At 61.3% G+C, this 14,293-nt stretch carries 14 protein-coding genes; 5 read left to right on the top strand and 9 right to left on the bottom strand.

Annotated features, from left to right (window positions below; genetic code table 11):
• Window positions 1–84 precede the first annotated feature (84 nt).
• Window positions 85–264, bottom strand: a complete 180-nt coding sequence (locus V1290_RS25590) for a hypothetical protein (protein WP_334366934.1) — start codon at window positions 262–264, stop codon at window positions 85–87.
• Between the two features lie 1,199 nt (window positions 265–1,463).
• Here V1290_RS25590 and V1290_RS25585 point away from each other — a divergent pair.
• Both V1290_RS25585 and V1290_RS25580 read left to right on the top strand, forming a co-directional pair.
• Complete coding sequence (locus V1290_RS25585) at window positions 1,464–1,712, top strand: hypothetical protein (RefSeq protein ID WP_334369293.1); 249 nt, start codon at window positions 1,464–1,466, stop codon at window positions 1,710–1,712.
• Window positions 1,600–2,403, top strand: a complete 804-nt coding sequence (locus V1290_RS25580; RefSeq protein ID WP_334366933.1) for an MT-A70 family methyltransferase — start codon at window positions 1,600–1,602, stop codon at window positions 2,401–2,403. The genes V1290_RS25585 and V1290_RS25580 overlap by 113 nt, the downstream gene beginning before the upstream one ends.
• A 64-nt stretch (window positions 2,404–2,467) precedes the next feature.
• On the opposite strand, the gene V1290_RS25575 is transcribed toward V1290_RS25580, so the two are convergent.
• The 8 genes from V1290_RS25575 to V1290_RS25540 all read right to left on the bottom strand — a co-directional run bounded on the left by V1290_RS25575 (window position 2,468) and on the right by V1290_RS25540 (window position 9,996).
• On the bottom strand, window positions 2,468–2,641 hold the full coding sequence (locus tag V1290_RS25575; protein ID WP_035726484.1) for a tRNA-binding protein: 174 nt from the start codon (window positions 2,639–2,641) through the stop codon (window positions 2,468–2,470).
• Window positions 2,638–3,501 (bottom strand): aldo/keto reductase, encoded by an 864-nt coding sequence (locus V1290_RS25570; RefSeq protein WP_334366932.1) that lies wholly within the window; start codon window positions 3,499–3,501, stop codon window positions 2,638–2,640. Before V1290_RS25570 ends, V1290_RS25575 begins: the two co-directional genes overlap by 4 nt.
• Before the next feature lie 363 nt (window positions 3,502–3,864).
• Complete coding sequence (locus tag V1290_RS25565; protein ID WP_334366931.1) at window positions 3,865–4,638, bottom strand: haloacid dehalogenase type II; 774 nt, start codon at window positions 4,636–4,638, stop codon at window positions 3,865–3,867.
• A 344-nt stretch (window positions 4,639–4,982) separates the two neighbouring features.
• A complete protein-coding gene (gene ltrA / locus V1290_RS25560; RefSeq protein ID WP_334366930.1) occupies window positions 4,983–6,023 on the bottom strand; it encodes a group II intron reverse transcriptase/maturase in 1,041 nt (346 codons plus the stop codon).
• Window positions 6,023–6,274 carry a hypothetical protein gene (locus tag V1290_RS25555; RefSeq protein WP_334366929.1) on the bottom strand — a complete coding sequence of 84 codons (252 nt, stop codon included), beginning with the start codon at window positions 6,272–6,274 and terminating at the stop codon, window positions 6,023–6,025. Before V1290_RS25555 ends, ltrA begins: the two co-directional genes overlap by 1 nt.
• A 600-nt stretch (window positions 6,275–6,874) precedes the next feature.
• Window positions 6,875–7,495, bottom strand: coding sequence for an HD domain-containing protein (locus tag V1290_RS25550; protein ID WP_334366928.1), 621 nt, complete (start codon window positions 7,493–7,495; stop codon window positions 6,875–6,877).
• Between the two features lie 205 nt (window positions 7,496–7,700).
• Window positions 7,701–9,011 (bottom strand): MFS transporter, encoded by a 1,311-nt coding sequence (locus V1290_RS25545; protein ID WP_334366927.1) that lies wholly within the window; start codon window positions 9,009–9,011, stop codon window positions 7,701–7,703.
• Window positions 9,012–9,018: 7 nt separating this feature from the next.
• On the bottom strand, window positions 9,019–9,996 hold the full coding sequence (locus V1290_RS25540; protein ID WP_334366926.1) for a 2-hydroxyacid dehydrogenase: 978 nt from the start codon (window positions 9,994–9,996) through the stop codon (window positions 9,019–9,021).
• A gap of 94 nt (window positions 9,997–10,090) precedes the next feature.
• Between V1290_RS25540 and V1290_RS25535 the strand changes: the two genes are divergently transcribed.
• From V1290_RS25535 to V1290_RS25525, 3 genes are all read left to right on the top strand, one after another.
• The gene (locus V1290_RS25535; RefSeq protein WP_334366925.1) at window positions 10,091–10,921 is read left to right on the top strand and encodes a helix-turn-helix domain-containing protein; all 831 of its coding nucleotides are present in this window, start codon (window positions 10,091–10,093) and stop codon (window positions 10,919–10,921) included.
• 556 nt (window positions 10,922–11,477) lie between these two features.
• Window positions 11,478–13,133, top strand: a complete 1,656-nt coding sequence (locus tag V1290_RS25530; RefSeq protein WP_334366924.1) for an amidase — start codon at window positions 11,478–11,480, stop codon at window positions 13,131–13,133.
• Window positions 13,134–13,349: 216 nt separating this feature from the next.
• Window positions 13,350–14,189 carry an alpha/beta hydrolase gene (locus V1290_RS25525; RefSeq protein ID WP_334366923.1) on the top strand — a complete coding sequence of 280 codons (840 nt, stop codon included), beginning with the start codon at window positions 13,350–13,352 and terminating at the stop codon, window positions 14,187–14,189.
• Window positions 14,190–14,293: the final 104 nt, after the last annotated feature.

Genomic DNA, 14,293 nt, shown 5'->3' with positions numbered 1-14,293 from the left:
CCGCACGCTTATTCCCGAATGGGAGCGAGGGAAAGTTCCTGCCCAGCCTATCTGGCATCGGATCGAAATCGACGACGTGCGCGCTTACTTTTTGACCAGCACGATGGTCCAGTCGTCGATCGTGCCGGAGCCATCGGCCGCGACGGAGGTGGTGACGAGCGCGCCGGCCGGAATAGCTGTCAATCCGAAAAGAAGCATCGCATTGGCTGGATCGGACGTCTGGTAGCCCAGCACGTACTGGACGAGGTTGTCATCGACGTTCACCGACGGAATAGGAAGTCGATAGCATTTGGAAGAGTCTAGGAATGCGAAAATCAATCGCACGCAATTCACAATGCACACTGTAATTGCGAAGCAACCTTTTACAAGCGGCTACATCACCGCTGATGATACCAGCAAAGCGGGTCGGTGATGCCAACACATCAAGATGTTCGCCGCCAAGGACACCGGTGAAACCTGGTTCGTGGAAACGATCCAGAAGTCGTTGCCTTCGAATATCCGGTGCTAAGCCAATGACAGGCCGCGGCCGGACCATTGATGATTCTAATCGACCCGAGCTGGATAATCTCGAGCTATGTCCGTCGTACTGCCTTTTCTCTGATCGCTGAGGTAGTAGTGTGAAGCCGCGACCGCAAAGAGAAGGAGGACGCGATGAATTTCGCTCCCGTTCTGGCGGCACCACTGCTGTTAATTCTGATTGGCACGAGTTTTACTAGTTCATCAGCGCAGGCGCAGGTTATCAAACTTCTCCGTGAGTGTTGGACAGTTTTCCCGCTCAGTATTTTCGACGGCAAACCCTGGTTCGAGGCTCCATCGTGCCCGGCCGGGTGGGCTCCCAAATGCGCCAGGCAAGCTGGTGTGTGCGTCACCCAGTTAGGTGAACAAGCAGCCGTTTGCAGGGAATGGCAATGCGTGCGCGGGCCTGTTGACATAACAAAAGGCCCTCCCGTGATAAAGAAACCACGGGAAGAACTCCCTCGTCCCCCGTTTCCGTGTGAGCCTTTCAAGTGCCCCTTCCCGTGGTAAGGCCAGCACGGGAAGAACTCCCTCGTCCCCGTGTGGGCCTTTCAGCTGCCCTCTAGCACTAAGGGCCCCAGCTTGGGGCGTCGAAGCTGAGGCCCCTGGAGACCAGCCCTTCACCCACAAAGGGCCACCGCTGAAATCGCAGCAGCGGGCAGCCCGCTCTACAACAAAAGTTAACGCGCTGTGGCTGTCGACTGTACTCATAACCTGCGCCGCAGATTAGGCGATGAGGTCCGCTGTACCCCTGATAGCGGACCTCACCGGAGGTCCGAGTTGGGCCACAAGCGGTCATTCGATCACCTCGTCGGCGATGGCGAGGAGTGCCCGCGGCAGTTCAATCCCGAGCGCCTTGGCCGTCTTCAGATTGACGATGAACTCGAATTGGTGCCGATGCGCGGCAACATGGTGTCGCCGCCGTCTGGACCCAAGAGATCGCGGCCGTGTTCAAGGAACGCGATGTCATATACCTTGCGGAAAACGACAAGCCGGGCGCAATAAAGCTGCCAGGGCGGGACAGGCGCTCACAGGCGTTGCCAGGAGCATTCGCATTGCGAGCTGCCGGTCTTCGGCCGAGCGATGTGGCCAGCGTGGATATTTCGTTGGGGCAGGATCGTGAGGTGTACCGTGTCGATCACTCCCTGGCTTTTCGAGCCGTTGTTGCCGCGTTCATTCCGGCTCGTGCTGATTGATCCGCCGTGGGAATTTCAAACCTACTCGCGTGCCGGACAAGGCAAGTCGGCTCAGGCACATTACACCGTGATGCCGCTCGACGCGATCAAGGCGCTTCCTGTCCGCGATCTCTGCCAGGATGACGCCATCGTGATGTGTTGGGCCACCATACCTATGCTGCCGGACGCGCTCGCCTGCCTTGAAGCGTGGCGTGTCAGGTATAAAAGTAACATCGTCTGGCGCAAGGTCACGAGGCGCGGGAAGCTGCGTATGGGTTGCGGATTTTGGACGCGATCAATGCACGAGCAGGTCCTGATCGGCACCATCGGAAAGCCGCCACTGATCACGTTTCCATCGATCTTTGACGGCATCGCGCGCCAGCACAGCCGCAAGCCGGATGAGCTTTATCAGATGATCGCGGATCGCACGCCGGGTTGGCGGCGCGCCGACATCTTCTCGCGTGAGACGCGCCACGGCTGGCACGCGTGGGGTAGCGAGGCTGGCAAGTACGATGCTGAGGTGCGCGGCGCCCCAATCCGTCAGGCTGGCATCAAGCAGCGCCAGGCGCAAAAGGAAACGATAGGCGAAAGCGATGCCCCAAAGCTGGATTGCGTTCCGGCTCCGAACATTGACGCCTTTCGGCGTCCAACCTTGACCCCGGTCGCGGCAATCTTTTTCGGACGCGGCCTCAGTCAGTTAATCGATCCATAGTGGGGTCAATATTGGACGCCAAAGGGGCAAACCAGACGCCGATCTACACCTTTGGATATGGCCACTACTTTTTCATGCCGACGAGAATCGAGCGCGCGTGGTCGCCGAAATCGACACGCAGCCGTACGAGCCTCTCCGAATGTGCCACGTCCTCGACAGCGAGAATGGTCCCGACGCGGACGTCGATCTTGTCGAGGTCAGAGATGGAGATGAGGGGTTTGATGTGCGCCGGATTCATGTTCCACTCTTTGCTGAGGCTCGGTCGATCGCGTCGAATTCGGTCTCACCCAAGCGCCAACCGAGTGCATCGAGATTGGTCCTGGCGTGATGAGGCTTGGTCGCGCCGGGGATGGGAATCACGTGACTGTCGCGCGCCAACAGCCAGTTCAGGGCGACCTGGCCGATGCTGGCGTCGTGCGCGCGGGCAATATCGGCGAGACACGTCAGCAGCGCTTTCGTGCCCATGCTGTCCGACGGCTGCGTGAGGCGGCCGGACGCAAGGGGAAAATACGCCACCAGTGCCACATCGAGCTCACGGCAGGCTTCGAGCACGCCATTCGTTTCCGCCGCTCGTCGGAGCAGGCTGTAGTTGACCTGATTGGCGGCGAGCGGAACGCCTGCCCTTGCGAGGTGATCGGCGATGCGGCGCATCTGGTCCGCATTGAAATTTGCCACGCCGACCGCGCGTGCCTTGCCGGACTTCACCGCTTCGACGAGGCCTTCGGCGAACACTCCCACGTCGATGAAGGGCAGCGGATAATGGACATAGTAGAGATCGATTGTCTTGAGGCCCAAGCGCGCGAGCGAACCGTCAAGCGCGCTTATCAGGCGTCGCGGAGAGGTTCGGCCCGGAAAGGGAAGAAACTTTGATGCTATCACCGCGCGGGTGGGACCGGCGCGCAGGCAGTCACCCACGATGCGCTCCGAGAAATAGATCTCAGCCGTGTCGATCATGCACGGGCCGGCATCATGAATGGTCCTGTAGATTTCCAACACGGCCCCACGATCGGCACGCCGCCACTTGTTCGTGCCGATGCCCAAGGGCAGCACATCGATGCCGGTTCGACCCATAGGGCGCGTATCATGATCTGCGGGCATCGCTGGACCTCTCACAAGGCGCCGTTGGCTGGCTGGTGTGATGACGCTGGCGTTTCAAGGTTACGCCATAGAGACTACGGCCGCATCAACTTCTGCGGCTACGTCCGTATCAGGACGACGCCAAGGATCAGGAAGGTTGCACCGGCAAGCCGGATCAGGCTCGCGGGGTGAACGGGAATGCCAGCAGACCGAGGCGGTCAGATGAGGCAGAATTGATGTCCGCTTGTCCCCCCCAATAGCGGGGCGTGGGTCCGGGTTGGGCCAAACCCGGGCATTCGGCACTCTCCGTTAGCACGGCCGATCTCGAGAACCGCTCGTTGAGTACGGGCCCTATAGTCCTCTTGAGCGATGGCCTACCAGTGCTCAGCCGCGCAGCAGCGGCGCTAGATCGGTGATCGCCTTGACGATTGTATCAACCTGGAATCCCAATTCCTCGGGAACCTCGACGGTACTGCGCTGAATCCAAAATGTCCGCAGTCCGGCCGACGCGGCGGCGACAGCGTCCCAGTTATTCGCCGTGACGAAGCCGAGTTCGGGGTTGCTTACCTTCATGCGCTCGGGCGCGAGGTTGTAGACGCGCGGGCTGACCTTGAAGATCTTCACCTCCTCGACGCTGATGATTTCGTCGAGCAGATCGCGGATGCCTGCGCTTTTCGCGGCCGCCTCGAGCATTCTGGGCTCACCGTTGGACAGGATCGCAAGCTTGATCCCCTGTTTCTTCAGTGCATCGAGGCCCGGCTTCACGTCCGGGAAGGCCGCGAGGCTCAAATAAGCATCCATCAGCTGTTTCTTCTTGTCGGCCGTCAGGTCGAGCTGGAGATTCTTGCTCGCCCAGACCAACCCGTCCTCGGTCAGGCCCCAGAAGTCGCGATGGCGGCCCATGAGGCTGCGCATTAGGCTGTATTGCAACTGCTTGAACCGCCAGATTTGCGCCAGCTGGTTGCCCTTGCCAGGGAACAACTGCTCGCACAACGCCGTAACTGAGAAGACGTCGAACAGTGTGCCGTAGGCATCAAATGCCAACGCCTTGATAGACTTGAACTGCCCGCTCATCTGGGCGGCGGCCGGTGTCGCCGTGCCCACCACTGCCGCCGTGGCACCGGCGAGTTTCATGAACTCTCTACGATCTCTCGACATTTTCGCCTCCTTGCGGATTGCCGTTACTCATGCTCTCAGAGGAAGGTCGATAGTCGTTGGCGGTGACTTTACCCAATCTTCCGAGTGAGCCGAACGCCGAGCGTGAGAGTCTGCCTGCTTGGCTCTCGGCGCAAGGCCGATCGGCAGCGATCCATTCGGTGGCGCGCTCAACCCCGCTAAATGTTTGCTCCGAGTCAACGAGTCCTTTTGGCCACGAGACTTCCGTTGTGATAGAGTCGAGGATGGGCGCGGTAGCTTGGGGGCCTTTGGCCATCGCCCCGTTTCCCATCCCCGCTCATCAAACCGGACGAGCCGATTTCCGGCATCCGGCTTTCCGACTGGCTTCACCGCAAGGCACACGACGGGGCCGCTCGGGGCAGGCGTTGGAGGCACACAACGCCGAGTTCTCGATGAATGACATCGAATGTAAATCGGCGATTGCCGCGCCCTTGCACCTTGTGCCTTCGCGCGAGGAACCTGCGCAATCGTTCAAAGACGTATTGATCGACACTACGGTATGCCTTGCCCCGCGAGCCGTAGCCAAAGTAGTTGGACCAGCCGCGCAGTGATCTGTTCAGCTTGTCACGTACTTCCGGCCATGGATCGGTGTTGCTCGGCACCAGCAGATCGCCGACTCTTGTCTTGAACCGTTGCACACTCTTCTTGGACGGGCTTGCACCCAGATACCACTTCCCGTTCGCCTCAAACCAATGTGCGCCGAACGAGTAGCCGAGGAAGTCGAAGCGTTCCTGTCGGGCGCTTCTCAGCGAAGTTTTCGCCTCGTTGATCGTCAACCCGAGCTTGGTCATCACCGCCTTCGTCCACGCTAAGGCCTCCGCCGCGCGACCGCGGCTGAGGATAACGAAGTCGTCGGCATAGGAGACGACGTGAGCCTGGAACGTGTCGCCGCAGCCAGTCAAACGCCAATGCTTCAGGAACCGGTTCATGTAGATGTTGGCCAGCAATGGACTTGCGACGCCGCCTTGCGGTGTGCCGCGCGTGTTTCGCTTGCCACCACTCATGTGCCGGGTGTCGTCCGCGTCCCGTTCCTCGATCGGCGCCCTCAGCCACATCTTGATGAGGCGCAGGACGTTTCGATCCACGACACGCCGGGCTACTGACTTTGTCAGCTCGGAATGCGGGATCGTATCGAAGAACTTGGACAAATCAGCATCAACTACGTCAGCGTAGCCCCGGCATAAATGCCGGTGCACTTCCTTGACCGCGTCCACCGCCCCGCGAGCGGGCCGGTAGCCGTAGGCATTGTCCTCGAAGTCAGCCTCGAAGATGGGTTCGATCACGATCTTGGCGGCAGTCTGAATCACACGATCACGAATGGTTGGAATGCCGAGCGGACGCTCGCCACCGTTCGCTTTGGGGATCATCACCCGCCGCACCGGATCAGGTCGGTACGTCTTCGAGACCAGTTCCGCTGCTCCTCGATGCGAGAAAACGTCATCCCATCTACACCCGCTGCACCCGCATTGACGCGAGCGAGACGATAGGCGTGGAGCAGGATGTCCTCGCGACAGATCTTGTCGTAGAGCAGATAGAAGCGGAAAGTGGGCTCCGCCTTCGCCTTGCAGTAGAGCTTTCTCTGAAGGTTCCGGATCTTATCAGGCGTTGTCAGGCTCATCACCAATCACCTTCACCTCACCATCTTCAAAAGCGCACCAGAAGTCGGGGCCCTTTGCTCCACCGGCATTTCCCGGCATCAACGCTCCTATTGCCCCGTCCGACTCCCGCCGTGACCACCGCCTATTGCGATGCTGAGGCCGCTACCCTCGTCCGCGACGGGTCTCCCCCTGTAACTGCGAACCACCCTTCCGACGTGCCGTGCCCACTACCCCGGCGGATCGCGTGGGTGCGCGTGTCGATTACTTCCCCACGCGTGCGGCCTTCCCCAAATGACCGGAGGGTCGGCATCCGCATTCGAACTTTCGAGGCCTGCTCGGGCTTCACTTTGTTACGGCCCATCGAATCGCTCAGCAGCCCAAGGCCGCCTTCGTCGCAGGGCTCCGACCCAGCCAGTTACCCGGCCGAGCCGCCTGCCAGCTTCCGGACCAATCGACAATTATCCGGGTGAGACCCTCCCTCACTGGTAGCTCGCGCCCTTGGGGCGCACGGTCAATCGCGTCATTCTGACTGCCGGCAGATCACTTCCGGTCAACACCGATAAACAGACATCCTGGGCCTGCTTCGGCATGTCTCAAAGGTGCCAGATTCGGACGTCCGGCTATTCGATGCCAATTCGCCTTTTGATCAACGCCAGGTCTATGCCGGACGATACCATCTTGCTTTCAGCTTGAGACCTGACAGCCGCGCAAAGTGCCGCCAAAAAAGGGTCGTATGAGCAGCGATCGTGCATCTTCGTGTAAACTAGGTCGTACTCGATAGGCTCCCACGTTTTGATGTCGGCCAAGTTGTGTTGGATTTGAACTTCGAGGTGATCCAATGCGGCAGAGAATTTCGCCTCTAGCGTCGTGCGAGCCTCAAATTCATGCCACAAATCGAACAATTCTTGACCTGTCTCACCAGGCACCTTGGTTCGAATTTCTTCGATCGCGGCGAGCTCCCGCTGCACTTTCAGCTCCTTTCGGGTTCCCTCCTCAAAGTACGGCACGTCACCCGCAATTGCCTCTACCAAGTCGTGAACGAGGATCATCTTGAGAACTCGCCCAATTTCAACTTGCTGCTCAAGATGTCGATACGCAAGGAGAGCAATGAGCGCCATTTGCCATGTGTGTTCAGCCACGCTTTCCCGGCGCCCGTCGGATAACCAGCTGTGTCGCAATTCGCGTTTCAGCCGCTCGGACAACGCAAGGAATTGCAAGATGTTGCTGGCTTCGTTCTGCATCGGTGCAAAATACAAAAGGCGCTTGCTACACTCAAGTCGCTAGGAGCCGCTTTGGGTCATTCGCGTCGGTTGGGCCGGACCACGGCGACTTCCGGTCTACCCCGGTGAACGGATTCTCAGGATAGGCGGGCATGTCTCAAAAGTGCCAACAGAAGACGAGCGCCGATTGATTTCTAGCGCTCCGAAGCGGACATACCTTCCCGCATCATGACTGCGGGATCTGTCCGGAAACAGGGCGGATCTTGCGTGGCGCAGCAATCCAGATCGCCGCGACAGACACGAGGCAAAAGCCGATGATCAAGAAAAAGGCCAGCCGATAGCTGCCGGTTGCATCATGAATGGCGCCGGCCAGCCACGGTCCTGCGGCACCGCCGCCGATCAGGCCGATGGTGAGGGTGCCGAAGATCGAACCGTAATGCGGTCCCTCGAAGATCTCCGCCACGATCGGTCCCATGACGGAGGTCAGGGCATATCCGAAAAATCCTTGCGCGAGGACCATGGAATAGAGGAGCACGGTCGACTGCCAATACTCCAGGCCAAGTAGCGCCGCGTATGACACTGCAAATCCGAGGCACCCCGCCGTCCATATCCACTCGCGGCCGATGCGATCCGACAAGGCCCCGAGCAGAATCTGGCCGGGAATGGCAATGACGCTGACAGCGCCAAGCGCCCAGGCCGCAACCAGCGGCGAGAAGCCGATTTCGACGAGATACTTCGTCTGATGCACCTGCACGGCATACCACGCAATCAGCGCCAGAAAGTAACCGACCGCGATCCACCAGAACCGAGCGGTGCGCAACGCTCGGCGAAGCGTCCATTCGGTTGCCGCCCACTCCCCATGGATGATCACTGCGGCAAACCGCTTGCCCGCCGTGTCCGACGAAGCGCGATCGCCGTCCGGACTTTGTCCCACGTCGGCAGGATTTTTCTTTACGAAAAACGTGAGCGGTGCAATTCCGAACAGCACAAGCCATCCCATTGCGACACAGGATGCGCGCCATCCTTCGGTGAGAATGATGGTCTGCAGCCAGGGCAGCAGGAGAACAGACCCGACACCGGCGCCCGCGAACGCGATGCTGATGGCGAGTGCGCGCCGGCGCACGAACCAATGCGGCAGAAACTGAGAATGCACGGTGTAGGTCATCATGTTGGCGCCGCCGCTGACCGCCACGCCAAGCGTGGCATAAAGCTGCCACGGGCTCGTCACGTATGGCGCCAGCAGCAGGCCGGCCGACATGAAGGCGACGCCAGTCCAGATGACGATCCGGGGACCGCGGGTGTCAACCACCCGCCCGACGAACGGGCTCACGACCGCCGAGAAAAGAAAGCCGAAAGAGAAAGCGCCGGCCGCAAGGCCGCGGTCCCATTTGAACTCGTCGATCAATGGCGGCAGAAGCAGGGAGAATGCCGTGCGTCCCGTCACGCCGATGGCCATCGTCACGAACGCGATGCCGACGATGAGCCAGCCATAATAGAACGGCAGCCGCGCCCACCAATGTTTTGAAATCTGCTCCATGCAGCGATCAATCAGCGAGCGCGATGGCATTGACCGGGGCCTCGCCGCGCGCCGTCCGAGCGATATTTTCGACGATCACACCGGCGCGCGCCTTGAGCATGCCCTCGGTCCATCCGGACACATGCGGGGTCATGATGACATTGCTCAATCCATGGAACGGGGCCGTCGCGGGCGCCGTGCTCCCCGCGCTTGTCGGGTAGCGGTACCAGACATCGAGCGCGGCACCGGCGAGACGACCTCCCGCAAGCGCATCGTAGAGCGTCTGCTCTTCGACGATCTCCGCGCGCGCCACGTTGATCAGATAAGCCGACGGCTTCATGAGGCGGAGCCGGCGGGCATCGATCAGACCGCGCGTTTCAGCCGAGAGCGACAGGGTAATCGCGAGATAATCGGATCGACCGAGCAGTTCGTCGAGCCGTTCCGGCCCGCCTACGAACATCAATCCGTGCGGTGGGCCCGCTTGTGCGTGCCGCCGGACTGCGCACACCTTCATGTCGAAGGCATGCGCGCGTCGCGCCAGCGCCTCGCCTATATGGCCAAACCCCAGGATGCCCAGGGTCTTTCCCGCCAGCTCCGGCCACAGCGGAGGTGCCGGCGTGCCAACCGACCACTGGCTCTCCCATTCTCCCGCCCTGAGTTTCTGGTCGAGGCGGTGGAAAGAGCGTGTGAGCGCGATCATTGCGCCGACGATGTATTCGGCGATACCTGCCTCGTGGCCGAACGCATTGGCAAGCGCCAAGCCTGCGCGAAGCTGGGAACGGTCGATACGATCCAGGCCGGCCCCCGGCACCTGCACGAGCCGCAGCATGTTGCCGGCTGCTGCCATCTCTCTTGTAAAGGCCATGGAAACCAGAACGTCAGCGTCGCCGAGTTGATCGAGGATGCCGGCCTCATCGCCCGAGACGATCTCGCAGGGAATTGTCAGCCGCTTGCGAACGGGCTCGATCAAACGCACGGCAAACGATCCGGCGAACGCAGCTTTCAATTGTTGTCCTCTCGCCGGTGACACTTGTCGCGAACAGACCTCGCAGGCACTATCGCGGCACAGGTGACTGCAATCAACTACATGCCAGGTAGTCATGGACAAGAAATCGAGCTTTCCGGCACGGCTCGCCAGCCTTCGGAAATGGCGCGGCTTGTCGCAGCTGCAGCTTGCTGCGGCGGCGAACTGCTCGCAGCGCCACATCAGCTTCCTCGAACTCGGGCGGACTCAGCCCAGCCGGGAGATGATGCGACGCCTGTCGGCCGCGCTCGGGCTTTCGTTCCGGCAGTCGAACGATCTGCTCCTGTCCGCAGGATTTGCGCCCATCTGGTCGGATACTCCCTTTGATGCCGAGACGCTTGCTCCTGTCCGGCAGGCGTTGAATTTTATGCTGGAGCAGCAGGAGCCGTACCCTGCCGTTGTCGTGGACCGCCGCTGGAATCTGCTTCAAGCCAACAAGGGCACCGTCGCGATGGTGGAGTTTCTGGTGGGCCCGCTCACACCCGGCGCCGCAGTCAATCTTGCCGACGCGCTGGTCGCGCCCGACGTGTTGCGACCTTACCTGACGAATTGGCAGGAAGTCGTGGCTTACTTTGTGCGAAGCGTTGAGGCCGACGCCGCTGCCGACGCGACAAGGGAGACTGCGGCCCTGCGCGACCGGTTGCTGAGCTATCCGGGAGTCCAGGAAAGTCTTACAATGCCATCATCCGCCGAGACCGTAGCCGTGCCGATACTGCCGATGCGGTTCGCGAAAGGCCAGGTCTCGCTCGAACTGTTCACGACCCTGACGATCCTCGGCATGCCTCAAGACCCTACCTTGCAGGAAATGCGCATCGAGAGCTTCTTTCCTATGAACGAAAAGACACGCCGGGTCTTTAGCCAATGGGCGACGTCAGGTGCGGCGACCGTCCACAAGCGCAAATCATGACGGCAATGATGTCCGTTTCGGGCGTTCGCGCAAAGACCGCTTTGGGTCAGAAGCGACGGTTTGGCCCTCTGCCGATCACTTCCGGTCTACCCCAATAAGCAGACATTCTGAGAGCCCGTCGGCGTCAAAGACGCCTGGACATCGCGCGCGTGGCTCGACTGTGCGTGTGTCGCGAAGGTCGAGGTGCCCGCGACGTGGCTGACGAGCGCAGACCGGGAAAGATGCAAGCTCTTGAAGATCGCCGGTGGCTGCACGATAATCTGCCTGCTGGACGGCGCGTCGCTCCGCAGTCCGCGCGAGGATGCTGGAGGCATCTAGTAGAGGCCTTAGTTACCGATCTGCTCGGCCGCCTCACGTTCCGACCTCATGCGGCTGCTGCGCCTCAGCCCTGTCCGGATGCAAGAGCTCATTGTGACGTTGCAGCTTGGCACGCCGGCCGCAGCGTCGGCGGCCCCGCTTGGCGACCGTCGCGGCTACCGACCACCAGACGGCCCCTACACTTTAGGGCGAGCGGTGGATTTGAGAAGTCAGCCCATTGGTCGAGGGAGGATGTGCTATGAGAGCCTCGCCAGACTATTCGCGTCGTCGGTTCCTTCATGCCGGCGCGGCCGGCGCAGCAGCAACCGTTGTCGCCGCGGCGACAACGCCCGTTCGTGCGGCCGCCGAGGCGGGTACGCAACCGCCACCCCCGACCGCGACGGCGCCGCGGATTCTGCGCAAGCCACCGCTGCCTGAATTGGAGCGCATCGCCAAATCTTACAACTTGGCTCTCAGCCGCGACGATCTGACGTCGTTCCGCAACCTCATGGACGGTGTGCTCGCGTCGTACCGTCGATTGGACCAGTTCGCGGAGCCGACATTGGCGGTGAAGTACCCGCGGGACGCGGGGTTCCGTCCAGGTGCCTCGGACAATCGGCTCAACGCTTGGTACTGGAGGTGCTCGATCAAAGGCGCAACTTCGGGGCCTCTCGCGGGCAAGAAAATCGCCATCAAAGACAATGTGTGCGTTGCCGGCATCCCGATGATGAACGGTTCCAACGTGCTGGAGGGTTACGTCCCTGACGTGGACGCGACCATTGTGACCCGCATCCTCGACGCCGGTGGGGAGGTCGTCGGCAAGGCCGTGTGCGAGCATCTTTGCTTCTCGGGCGGTAGCCATACCTCCGACACTGGGCCCGTACTCAATCCGCACGATCCGAAGCGATCTGCCGGAGGCTCCTCCAGCGGCAGCGCGGCGCTCGTCGTCGCCGGCGAGTGCGACATGGCCATCGGGGGCGACCAGGGAGGGTCGATCCGAATTCCCAGCTCTTTCTGCGGAGCGGTTGGCCACAAGCCCACCCACGGGCTTGTGCCCTACACAGGTGTCTTCCCGATTGAATTAACACTTGATCATACCGGACCCATTGCCCGTACCGCCGGCGATGCCGCCCGGCTTCTCGAGGTGCTCGCCGGCGCCGATGGCCTCGACCCGCGCCAACCGGCGGGACTGCGCACGGAAGCGTATGGCAAGCAGCTCACCGGAGACGCCCGCGGCCTGCGGATCGGGATCGTTAAGGAGGGGTTTGGCTGGCCCAATTCCGAGCCCGATGTCGACACCATGGTACGCGAGGCGGCACAGCGCTTGACGCGAGCGGGGGGAGCCGTGAGCGAGGTATCGATCCCTCTCCACCGCGATGGCATCCATATTTGGAACGCTATCGCCGTCGAGGGCGCCACGGCGCTGATGGTCGCGGGCAACAGCATGGGAACCAACTGGAAAGGGCACTACACGACTTCGCTGCTGGACTTCTACGGCCGGAGCCGGCGGGTGCGCGCCAACGACCTTTCGGAGACCGTCAAACTCGTCGTCCTGCTCGGCCAGTACATGCAGGACAATTATCAGGGCCGCTACTACGCGAAGGCCCAAAACCTCGCGCGCGTGCTCCGCGCCGCCTACGATGAGCAACTCAAAGGCGTCGATCTCCTGCTCATGCCGACGTTACCTTTGAAGGCCACGCTACTCCCGGCCCCGGACGCGAGCCGCGAGGACTACGTTGCGCGGGCACTCGAGATGATTTCCAACACTTGCCCGTTCGACGTCACTGGCCATCCTGCGGCCACGGTTCCTGCAGGCATGTCGGCGGGGCTCCCTGTTGGGATGATGCTGATCGGACGCCACTGGGAGGACGGCACCGTGTTGCGTGCGGCTGACGCGTTCCAGATCGTCGGGTAAGACGGCAGCAGCGAATTGCCGGCTAACGGCAACGCCGGCGTGCAAGGTTCGGAAACAGGGCCCGCGCGCTATCTGACGCGAGCCTCCCGTTTCGGGCTACGACGCAGGGACTGTCACAAATCGCCTCCGGCTACGCGTCCACTTTGTTGGCTTGAGCAAATGAGTTTGCGCGCCGAGCTTGTCCGCTTCTGTCTGCCTTGGTTCATGCGGCCACGGTTGCAATCGGACATTCAGATCGAGGATGCCCGTCGACAGGTGGCCCGCTTCGCGCAGCTCGTGCCGCGCGTACCGCGCGGGACCGAGCTGGTTGTAGTTGACGCCGGCGGCGTCAAAGCCGAGCGGATCGCGACGCCCCGCTCGCTTCCAAACCGATACGTCGTCCACCTTCACGGTGGCGCCTATCTGCTCGGCTTTCCGGCACTGTTTCGCGATTTTAACTGGCGCATCGCCGACGTGACCGGCGCGCGGGTGTTATGCATCGACTACCGGCTTGCGCCCGAGCATTCGTTTCCAGCGGCGGTCGAGGATGTGACGGCCGCCTATCGATGGCTCATCTCGCAGCGCGCCGAACCGCGTCACGTGGCGTTTGTCGGGGAGTCTTCCGGCGGCGGGCTTGCGCTGGCGAGCATGATGCGTTTGCGCGATGAGGGATCATCCTTGCCGGCCGCTGCCGTCGTGGTCTCGCCGTGGACCGATCTCGCCCTGACGGGCCAATCGGTCACCGATTACGGTTCTTCCGATCCGATGGTGCCGGTTGAGCTGATGCCGAAGGCGGTTGAGCTTTATCTCGGCAATACGGATCCGCGCTCGCCCTATGCCTCTCCACTCTATGGCGATCCGGTGGGCCTGCCGTCGACTCTGGTTCTTGCCGCCAGCGATGAGGCACTGCGCGATGATGCGGTGCGAATGGCCAAGCGCTTGCGAGCAGCCGGCTGCGATGTCGAACTCGAGTTGTGGCCGCGCATGTTCCACGTCTGGCATATGTTCGCGCGCATCCTGCCAGAAGCACGTGCAGCGATCGAGCGCATCGGTGCCTTCTTGCAGCCTAGGCTGTGACATTGATCGGCGAGCGGCCGACGTCAGGTTCGGATCAGCAGCGGCGGTCGGGGTTATGAGTAGGCAAGTCCGATCTACCCGTGGCAGCAGACCTACGCGGCATC

This window comes from Bradyrhizobium sp. AZCC 1578, assembly GCF_036924675.1.
Classification (GTDB): domain Bacteria; phylum Pseudomonadota; class Alphaproteobacteria; order Rhizobiales; family Xanthobacteraceae; genus Bradyrhizobium.
The sequence above is the reverse complement of the archived record's forward strand: the minus strand, read 5'-3'. Positions and strand labels throughout refer to the sequence as shown.

What these genes read in the sequence shown, in the direction of transcription:
- V1290_RS25580 (WP_334366933.1), top strand. Translation starts at nt 1,600, where the DNA reads ATGTGGCCAGCGTGGATATTTCGTTGGGGCAGGATCGTGAGGTGTACC.
- V1290_RS25575 (WP_035726484.1), bottom strand. Translation starts at nt 2,641, where the DNA reads ATGAATCCGGCGCACATCAAACCCCTCATCTCCATCTCTGACCTCGAC.
- V1290_RS25570 (WP_334366932.1), bottom strand. Translation starts at nt 3,501, where the DNA reads ATGCCCGCAGATCATGATACGCGCCCTATGGGTCGAACCGGCATCGAT.
- V1290_RS25565 (WP_334366931.1), bottom strand. Translation starts at nt 4,638, where the DNA reads ATGTCGAGAGATCGTAGAGAGTTCATGAAACTCGCCGGTGCCACGGCG.
- ltrA (WP_334366930.1), bottom strand. Translation starts at nt 6,023, where the DNA reads ATGATCCCCAAAGCGAACGGTGGCGAGCGTCCGCTCGGCATTCCAACC.
- V1290_RS25555 (WP_334366929.1), bottom strand. Translation starts at nt 6,274, where the DNA reads ATGAGCCTGACAACGCCTGATAAGATCCGGAACCTTCAGAGAAAGCTC.
- V1290_RS25550 (WP_334366928.1), bottom strand. Translation starts at nt 7,495, where the DNA reads ATGCAGAACGAAGCCAGCAACATCTTGCAATTCCTTGCGTTGTCCGAG.
- V1290_RS25545 (WP_334366927.1), bottom strand. Translation starts at nt 9,011, where the DNA reads ATGGAGCAGATTTCAAAACATTGGTGGGCGCGGCTGCCGTTCTATTAT.
- V1290_RS25535 (WP_334366925.1), top strand. Translation starts at nt 10,091, where the DNA reads ATGGACAAGAAATCGAGCTTTCCGGCACGGCTCGCCAGCCTTCGGAAA.
- V1290_RS25530 (WP_334366924.1), top strand. Translation starts at nt 11,478, where the DNA reads ATGAGAGCCTCGCCAGACTATTCGCGTCGTCGGTTCCTTCATGCCGGC.